The sequence below is a fragment of the Psychrobacter sp. FME6 genome (genome assembly GCF_014861365.1).
In the GTDB taxonomy this organism is placed as follows: domain Bacteria; phylum Pseudomonadota; class Gammaproteobacteria; order Pseudomonadales; family Moraxellaceae; genus Psychrobacter.
In genome coordinates this window covers 1-7,497 of record NZ_RRYW01000118.1, presented here as the reverse complement: position 1 = coordinate 7,497, position 7,497 = coordinate 1, and the positions used below count along the sequence as shown (strand labels likewise).

Genomic DNA, 7,497 nt, shown 5'->3' with positions numbered 1-7,497 from the left:
ATGAATTGAATCATGATTTTAGTCAGCGGTCGAGCTCCGCCTGGGCGAAAAAAGCGGCAGCCTTACGTATGATCTCATTAGCTTGCTTGAGCTCTCTATTCTCGCGTTCAAGCTCTTTAATACGTTGATCTTGGCTTTGAGCTTGTACCGACGCAGGAACGGTTTGATCGTTGTATTTTTTATGCCATGATCGTAGGGTTTCAGGCGTACAGCCAATCTTAGGAGCAATGGCTTGAATAGCTGACCATGTGGAGGGATAGTCGCCTGACGCTTCAATAAGCATGCGAACGGCGCGTTCTTTAATCTCAGGAGTGTAGGCTTGTCTTTTCATTGTCGTATTCTCTCAGAATGTTGAGTCTCCGACAATCCCGGGGCGGTTCATAAATACCTAAATAGACTGTTATAAGTGGTTCCATTATAGCAGTCTGTTTTAAGTGGCCTGTTAATAGGTTCGAAGGGTGAAATAGCTGGTTCCGCTAGGGTATACCAAAATTTCGCACTGGAACTGCCAGAGTACTATCGTAGAATCTGATACGCTAAAACCTAACTTGTATCGATATAATTTAATCCAAAACCTTAAAAAAATCAGTATTTAACTCTAACAACTCCTGATCCGTTTGTGCGGCAACGATAATACCTTCGCCAAATACAAACAAAGTGTCAGATTTCTGCTTAGCATTTTCCGCACTTATCTGTTCAAAATTATCAAGTAGCCATTTCCTAACCTCAGTTTTATGCTGCTTGGCTATTAAATGAGGTGAAGACTGTTTATCTGAATACTCTGCGCAAGCGTTGATAAACATACAACCATAAAAATCCTCTGATAACGTCCAGTTCTTGAGGAAGTTTAAGTAGCAAGTGGCAACATCTGCTACTTTCTCAATCTCAAAATCATCAAAGTCATTTTCTAATTGAGTCATAAACATCTGATGACGATATTTAAGCGCCTCCTCAATCAAGCCTTCTTTACTACCAAAATGGGCATACAAAGTCCGCTTGGTAGTCCCTGCTTTCTTTGCTAAAAGCTCTACTCCACTATCGTGAAAGCCTTGCTTATAAAAGAGCTCATAACTTTTTTGTAGAATAGTATCTCGTAATTCCATTAGTTCTTCTCCTGTTATTTTTATTCAGTGAAAACAATAATAGTATTTTTACATACCGTTCGGTATACTTTAAATTATACACCGAACGGTATATCGATAATGATACCTTTTTATTTACGATAGGAGTAAGTATGCATTCATTCTTTAATTGGCATAAGCTAAGCGGTCAAGTCAACGAATGCCCAAAGAGATTACCTTTACCGATGATAGTAGTGGCTTGGCTAGGCGGCACCATTGCCACTGCAACGCTTGCTATATTAGGAAGCTCAATAGAACTTATCATGATTTTAGGATCGTTTGGCGCAAGTTGTTTACTAATATTTGCCTATCCTACCAGCCCTTTTGCCCAGCCGAGAAATGTTATAGGTGGGCATGTTATTGCGACTTTTACAGGACTGGTATTCATGACGTTATTTGGTATTCACTGGTGGAGTATGGCAACTGCTGTTGGCACTGCCATTGCGCTAATGCTGATATTTAGAATGCCTCATCCACCTGCTGGGTCTAACCCTTTAATAGTTATGCTAGGTGCAGTAAATTGGAGTTTTTTGATAACACCCACTCTAATCGGTTCAATCGTTTTGGTAATGGTAGCGCTGATTTATAACAATTTGGGTAAAGGTAAACAGTATCCGACTTATTGGTGGTGAATTATCTGAACCGCATCGGGATTGTCTGGGACTTAACACTCTGAGAGTTAGTCTATAGTTCAATGCCTGTATACCGCATCGATCACGGATAGAATATGTATGGCAAGTACACCACGAAGTACACTGTGATTCTTTCAATGAGTTAAAGTGTTGATGCCATTAGCCCACAGCCCAAGTTTCGAGTCCTCACTAGGGTACCGAACTTAATAATTTGCAAGCTCATCCTCTTGCTCATAACAGACCTTCAACCCAATCTGTACGGCTTCGCTAAGATCAGCTCCCTCCTTGACACTATAAGGCACATTTGGCGTCAAACGTCCCAGCTTTAAGCCATCCACCGCTGATTTATTAAGCGGTGTACCAACATAAGACTCATCAGTGTAACCCTTAGGATGAAAGTACACCTCACGACCAAAAGCAGGATTCGAGGCACACCCAATCTCACCCTCAGGCACTGTAAATGGATAAGGGGTGGTGTAACTTTCATTCCATGCATGCTCATTCACTACGATATAGCCTGAACCATACATCTCATCTTTATTACCTGAACTGCACCCTATAATCGCGATAGACGCTACCGCAATTAACCACCTGGACATATTGATTCGCATGGCACACCGTCCTTATCACGGTCTAGCTTAGTGTTTCCGCATTTAAGTGCTAGTTTGGCTTGTTCACAGCTGACCATTTGCGTACAAACACGAGGCAAGCCTTTGCATTGTGAACCACCAGCACCTTTAGCAAACAACGGATGATCTACCTCAACATCGCTATAAAATGGATTGTCAGTGACCACTGCATGAGATGACAGGGCAAAGATAGATAACGCCATACTTAGAATAACTTTCTTCATAAAACCGACTCTTTTTAATATCCGCAATACTATCTTCAGATAGTAACATTACCCTATATTTGTTTAACAAAGTGAGCGCCATGTGACTAAATATCTAATTTACACATCAAATTATTTATGATTTGCCTCACAGATAAGTTAATGCGATAGTTGTTCATTGAACGTTCTGTACAGTTGTACTGGACACTTGCTAAAAACGTACTTGAACACTAGGTAAACCATGAACATATCGGTGACGAAAGCAGCAAAAGAATGGGGTGTCTCAAGAACTACCATCTATCAGAAAGTCAATGATGGTGAGTTATCCAGAACCGCAGATAAGAAAATAGACACGTCTGAGATGTTGCGGGTGTTTGGTGAGCCAATTTCTAAAAAACGTACTAAACGTTTGGTGAACACTGTCCAAAGTACACCTCTGAACACTCAAAGCGTTCAGTACAATACAGACACTGAACACCAATTAGCGCTCGAAAAGCTCAGAAATGAACACCTCAACCAACAGGTGAGTGATCAAAAGAGGTTGATAGAGAATTATCAGCAGCAGATAGCACAGCTCAACAAAACGCTGGATAAAGCCAACGCCAGTATCCAGGATTTCGCACAAGTGAGATTGCTAGAATTTAAAAAAGCTGAGCAGGACTACGAGTCACCACTTGAACAAGAGAAAGAAAAAAAAGACAACTCAACCGTAGCTACGGTTGAGAAGAAAAAAAGATGGTGGGAATTTTAAACGTTGTAAGCTTATCGACTAATGATCTAACAAATACTCTTCTAGCGCATCGTTAATCATATCTTGGTAGTTTCCGCCGGTCTTTTTCGCCTTATCCTGGAATCTCGCGATGATACTAGGACTTACGATACTGGCATCAACCATAGGATCATCTGCCACCACACTACCACGAGTCGCACCCGACCAGTCGGTGACTTCTGGCATATCAGACAAATCAATATCATCATCTGAGAGCATCGCCAATCGTTGCAAGTTGGCTTCTTGCTCAGCGCTCAAAGACGGCAACTCATTTGCTTTATAGCTAACCCTGTTCATAAAACCGCCTTTCAAACTTGGTGGCACGTCGTGCTGATATGATACGAATAGCCTTACCACCATCCCTATCTCTTTGAGTATTAGCAGCAGGGTTATATAAGAAAACAGTAAATGAAGCGAGAAAACAGTCCTAAAAAAAGTATTGTTTTAAGGCTTTTTGATGATTATTTCACTGCACCAAGCGCTTGCCACCGCTCTTCACCATTCTCATATCGGTCTTGCTGACGCAAACAGAGTGGATCAAGAAATACACGAGCCGCTTCTTCAAAGGATAAGCCATGTTTGCGTTGATTACTGCTATTTTTCTGTTCATCCCATTCAAATTCAATCATTGATCACCGTCTTCAAGCATATTGGTGCTAGGCATTGTCTGATAATCAAAAGATAGTGGTATGCTATTGGTTTCTGCCACCTGATGCAAAAACAGCTTAATCGCTTGAGAAGGCGTTAAACCGTAGCCCTCAAGCACCGAAAACGCCTTGTCTTTTAATTCTTGATCCAGACGGATATTATAATTGGTTGTGCTCATAGCATTACTTATCGCTTATTCATGTACGTTTAATATAAGCAATAAGTACTGTCAATTCAATATTTTAGATCTTTGGTCTTTTACGAACAGTGATAGTAACGTGCTACTCATCCAATTCACGCAGGAAATCATCAATTTTCTGTTCTAGCTCTTTTTGTATGACGTAGAGTTCGCTCGCGCTATATTCTCTTAGCATACTTTCCTCATCTTTTAGCTCAAACATCTTTTTAAGTATGCTATCGCTATGAGATTCGTTCTCTAAACCAAAGGTGTTAAGACGACCCATTTGACGGTAGTATTCTCGTTGCGCCTCTTCAAACATCATGAAATGGTTACTTGCTACTGATACACCTTCAATACCCATAGATTGCTCCTTTTTATACTAGGAAAATGTCCCTTTATGAAATTTTTATTTATTTAATATCAATCATTTACTTATCAAAAAGAGATCTATTTCTTTTATTTGCTTGCCTCGCTTCAAACCTCTTCACGGCAGTATCTACCTCTTCATGTGTGGGCTGTACAGATGGCTCATCACTAGCATCTGTATTGCTTTCTTGGATTGGGTCATTGGAATATAGGTCAACAAAAATTTGTTTTTTTACCTCAGACTTAACCTCAACATTACTGCTAGAATTATCTGTAGCGACAGATAATTCCTTTGATTCTTTTCTATAGCGGTAAAGATAATTGGTCAGTGTGCCAGTCGTTAGAATGAGATCATGGCGCTCAGCTAATATCTCAACCACACCTTCATAGGTATATGAAACAGCTAGCTCTTCGATCACCTCATAAAGATCACGAAATTTAGAAAATTTTGTTCTCTTAGCCATAAATTGCTCTCTATCTGGTTTTTAGCGGTTACTAATATGAGTATAAGGTGCTATTTATAGTTTGCTCATAATTTGCTTACGAAATGCTTGTGGTTTGCTTAGTTTTTGCTCGTAGTTTGCTCATAATACAGCAGTCTTATTATATTTGCTCATAATTTGCTAGCGAAATGCTCGTAGTTTGCTTAGTTTTTGCTTGTGTAACGCTCTTATAAGCCTTTTTAGCTAAAAAGGCTTACGGAAGGTAGAAAATAACCGATTTTTCTACCTGCTTTTTGGTCATTAAATTATCCAATTTAATGACTACACCATACGCACCCCCTCGGGATGAAAAAAAGCTTATTAAATCAGTAACTTACCCGATTTAAGACGCTTTTTTCTGCATGCAAAGTGCAAACAAAATAGATTTAAGTAACTGATATTTATGATATATTACTGTCCACAATTTGTAAACAAGGATAATTATGTACACCCCTACCGTGTCATTCAGATTAAAACCTGAAGTCTACTTAAAACTAGAAGCAATAGCCGCAGAGGAAGGGCAATCTCCTGGCGTCTACTTGAAGAAAAAATTGGAATCAGATACCAATAGTTTTCTTGAAGATCTTAAGTTTATGAAAGGAGATATTAGTGAGATTCTGTACTTATTGCAGTCGGACGACGAAGATATAAAGGCAGTAGAGAGCACATCAAATCAGAATGATATGGTCAAGGCTTTGATGCCAATAGTGCTAGAATCGTTATTGATATTAAGAGAGGTGGCAGCACCTAATAAAGTTGCTAATGCTCAAAAACTGGTCAACAAGGCTGGGATAAAATCCCACAATAGTTTGGATTAAAAATTAAATATACATTGCCTTTGTCTCAGCTGATACAAGGGCTTTTTTTGAGAAGCCATTCAATGTCCAGAAAATTGTCCTTGATAGCATCAAGGTGAAGACTGCTAGAGATACTAGCTGTCTTCCACAAATTTTAGTTGCTATAGACAAACACATAACTGTATAAGCCCATATTAGCCGTTTAAGAAGGTGCAAAGGTAAATTACCCAGCAGATACCAAATGATATTTAGAACCTTGTAGGAGGCTAAATAGGAGGGTTTTATCTCCATATTATTAGAGATTAGATCGCCATTATCAAATAAGCTGAAATTACTGATATTCAATTAATTGCTATATTTACTAGTCTTTTCTTTTATTATTTTAATTATTAACAACCAAAAAGGTTTTTAATGTTTTTAAATGCTTTTAAAAGCTTTTACGTCCTCTAAAACCCTTGGGGTTAGAGGTTTTTAGACTCTATAAAGCAACGTTTTACGACCTATAAAGCAACGTTTTACGACCTATAAAGCAACGTTTTACGACCTATAAAGCAACTGGTGATAATAAAAGTTGCTTTAACAACCTTAAGGTAATATAGTTGCTTAAAATTAGTTGGAAGATGGAAATGTCTAAACAGTTAGTTACTAAGGATAATTCTTTAATTGGCGCTAGTTATAGCCTAGGGGTAGTTGAACAGCGCTTGATATTTTTAGCGATTATTGAGGCAAGGGAACAAAAAACGTTAATAGAAGCAGGAGGTTTGTTACGAATTTATGCGCAAAGCTATGCCAAACAATTTAATGTAGAAAAGCATACATCTTATGAAGCCATGAAAAGGGCAGTAGAGGGATTATATGAGGCAGGTTTTGCTTATAGTAAGATAGATGAACGTTCGGGAAAGATAGGACATTATAAAAGCCGTTGGGTGGATAAGATCGGCTATATTGATGACTTAGGCTGTGTCGAATTAGTATTTGCAAGTGATGTAATTCCTTTGATTACGAGGCTTGAAGCACGTTATACGGAATATGAGTTGAAGCAGGTCGTAGGATTGCAGAGTGAGTATGCAATAAGGCTGTATGAGTTGATTATTCAATGGAGGTCAGTAGGTAAGACGAGTCAGATATCGCTTGTGGAATTGCGCGAAAAGCTAGGCTTGGTAGATGAATACCAACGAATAGAAGCCTTCAAAAGACGAGTTTTAGACTTGGCAATCACTCAGATTAACGAACACACTGATATTACTGTTGAATACGAACAACATAAACAAGGGCGCATCATTAAAGGCTTTACATTCAAGTTCAAAGTGAAGAAGAACAAAGGAAGCATTAATACTAAAGTTGAGGCTGATAACGGTGATATGTTCACTATTAAAGGGTTAAACGATAAACAGTTGGGGCGTATTGCTCGCAACCCTAGTTTTGTAGCAGATTATAATGATCTAGTTAGTTCGACTAGCCCCGCTGGTCAAGATATGAATATGTGGGAATTTGAGATGATTAATCGTCTTAAAAAAGACATTTCTCAATTTAAGAAGCGTCCAATTAGAGAGTATCTTGAATATTAATTCTTAAAACTAATGGTTGCAAAGCTTAGAGATAAATATTGATTTTGGGAGTTTCCCAAACTCTGTGTAACTGCTTATAATCCACTAACAGGAGAATAAGC

General features: G+C 38.7%; 11 protein-coding genes and 2 pseudogenes. 4 read left to right on the top strand and 9 right to left on the bottom strand.

Annotation, left to right across the window (positions count from 1 at the left end; all coding sequences use genetic code 11):
• Positions 1–331, bottom strand: a pseudogene (locus tag EI162_RS12670) (transposase); the annotation flags it as partial.
• 232 nt (positions 332–563) lie between these two features.
• Positions 564–1,103: a TetR/AcrR family transcriptional regulator gene (locus EI162_RS12665; protein ID WP_192524689.1), complete on the bottom strand. Its 540-nt coding sequence runs from the start codon at positions 1,101–1,103 to the stop codon at positions 564–566.
• A 131-nt stretch (positions 1,104–1,234) separates the two neighbouring features.
• On the opposite strand from EI162_RS12665, the gene EI162_RS12660 reads away from it, so the two are divergent.
• Entirely contained in the window at positions 1,235–1,753 is a 519-nt protein-coding gene (locus EI162_RS12660; RefSeq protein ID WP_192524688.1) for an HPP family protein, read from the top strand.
• Positions 1,754–1,956: 203 nt separating this feature from the next.
• Here the strand turns inward: EI162_RS12660 and EI162_RS12655 are convergent, their stop codons facing one another.
• On the bottom strand, positions 1,957–2,364 hold the full coding sequence (locus tag EI162_RS12655) for a hypothetical protein (RefSeq protein WP_225736994.1): 408 nt from the start codon (positions 2,362–2,364) through the stop codon (positions 1,957–1,959).
• Positions 2,337–2,606, bottom strand: coding sequence for an excalibur calcium-binding domain-containing protein (locus EI162_RS12650; RefSeq protein ID WP_218778293.1), 270 nt, complete (start codon positions 2,604–2,606; stop codon positions 2,337–2,339). Before EI162_RS12650 ends, EI162_RS12655 begins: the two co-directional genes overlap by 28 nt.
• A 220-nt stretch (positions 2,607–2,826) precedes the next feature.
• Between EI162_RS12650 and EI162_RS12645 the strand changes: the two genes are divergently transcribed.
• Positions 2,827–3,336, top strand: a complete 510-nt coding sequence (locus EI162_RS12645; RefSeq protein WP_192524687.1) for a hypothetical protein — start codon at positions 2,827–2,829, stop codon at positions 3,334–3,336.
• Between the two features lie 18 nt (positions 3,337–3,354).
• On the opposite strand, the gene EI162_RS12640 is transcribed toward EI162_RS12645, so the two are convergent.
• From EI162_RS12640 to EI162_RS12620, 5 genes and pseudogenes are all read right to left on the bottom strand, one after another.
• Positions 3,355–3,651 carry a hypothetical protein gene (locus tag EI162_RS12640; RefSeq protein WP_179207223.1) on the bottom strand — a complete coding sequence of 99 codons (297 nt, stop codon included), beginning with the start codon at positions 3,649–3,651 and terminating at the stop codon, positions 3,355–3,357.
• 167 nt (positions 3,652–3,818) lie between these two features.
• Positions 3,819–3,983 (bottom strand): annotated as a pseudogene (locus EI162_RS12635) (BrnT family toxin); the annotation flags it as partial.
• On the bottom strand, positions 3,980–4,180 hold the full coding sequence (locus tag EI162_RS12630; RefSeq protein ID WP_068330392.1) for a type II toxin-antitoxin system RelB/DinJ family antitoxin: 201 nt from the start codon (positions 4,178–4,180) through the stop codon (positions 3,980–3,982). The pseudogene EI162_RS12635 and the gene EI162_RS12630, both read right to left, overlap by 4 nt.
• 103 nt (positions 4,181–4,283) lie before the next feature.
• On the bottom strand, positions 4,284–4,544 hold the full coding sequence (locus tag EI162_RS12625) for a hypothetical protein (RefSeq protein ID WP_068039633.1): 261 nt from the start codon (positions 4,542–4,544) through the stop codon (positions 4,284–4,286).
• A gap of 67 nt (positions 4,545–4,611) precedes the next feature.
• A complete protein-coding gene (locus EI162_RS12620; RefSeq protein WP_192524686.1) occupies positions 4,612–5,013 on the bottom strand; it encodes a hypothetical protein in 402 nt (133 codons plus the stop codon).
• Positions 5,014–5,474: 461 nt separating this feature from the next.
• Between EI162_RS12620 and EI162_RS12615 the strand changes: the two genes are divergently transcribed.
• Together EI162_RS12615 and repM are read left to right on the top strand one after the other, a co-directional pair.
• Positions 5,475–5,849, top strand: coding sequence for a hypothetical protein (locus tag EI162_RS12615; RefSeq protein WP_192524685.1), 375 nt, complete (start codon positions 5,475–5,477; stop codon positions 5,847–5,849).
• A 605-nt stretch (positions 5,850–6,454) separates the two neighbouring features.
• Positions 6,455–7,396, top strand: a complete 942-nt coding sequence (repM, locus tag EI162_RS12610; protein ID WP_192524684.1) for a replication initiation protein RepM — start codon at positions 6,455–6,457, stop codon at positions 7,394–7,396.
• Positions 7,397–7,497 lie beyond the last annotated feature (101 nt).